General features: G+C 52.9%; 1 protein-coding gene and 1 pseudogene. Both read right to left on the bottom strand.

Features of this window, described 5'->3' with window-relative positions:
• A partial coding sequence (locus tag OGX90_RS01160) for a DUF2931 family protein (protein ID WP_286589797.1) occupies nucleotides 1–398 on the bottom strand: 398 nt, incomplete at its 3' end.
• A 5-nt stretch (nucleotides 399–403) separates the two neighbouring features.
• Nucleotides 404–595 (bottom strand): annotated as a pseudogene (locus OGX90_RS01155) (DUF2931 family protein); the annotation flags it as partial.

Genomic DNA, 595 nt, shown 5'->3' with positions numbered 1-595 from the left:
CAGGTTTCGGGGCCGAAGACGGCGCTGGTTTCATAGGTCTGCTGGTCAATATAGGAATCCCAGCAGAAGACAATGTACTGTGGGGGCTTGTTGACTTTGTTGAACTGATCGCCAAAACCATGCGCGTTTTCAGCCCATTCTTTGACGGAATCAGGGTCGGGAGAAGCCTGGTCAAGCGTATTAAACGTATACAGATAACCATCGGTGTCGATAACTCTTGCGTGGTTGACCATTGAGGGTAATTCATAGGGGGTGATAAAAGCGAAGATCCACTTACCGTAAGGTAGGGTCCAGTCGCCGCTGGCGGCCTGTTTTGACTGTAAAGGGTGAGACTGATGTGGGCTGCAGCCTGCAGCGGCCAGTAACAGGGCAAGTATCAGTAGTTTGCGCATTTTCATCCCTCTTAATCCCAGTTGCCATAGGGGTAGGTTTTACCGTTGATAAATGCCTGCGTTGACGGGAGGAAGGTAAAACTGCCGCCCGGGACGACGTAGTCTTTACACAGGGTCAGGTCCTTGCCGGAGCGGGTTGTCAGTTTCAGGGGCGTGACCGGCAGGCTGGGGCGTCCGGCGACATCGGAAAACCAGATTTTGAC

The organism is Citrobacter sp. Cpo012 (genome assembly GCF_030333015.1).
In the GTDB taxonomy this organism is placed as follows: Bacteria; Pseudomonadota; Gammaproteobacteria; order Enterobacterales; family Enterobacteriaceae; genus Citrobacter; species Citrobacter portucalensis.
The sequence above is the reverse complement of the archived record's forward strand: the minus strand, read 5'-3'. Positions and strand labels throughout refer to the sequence as shown.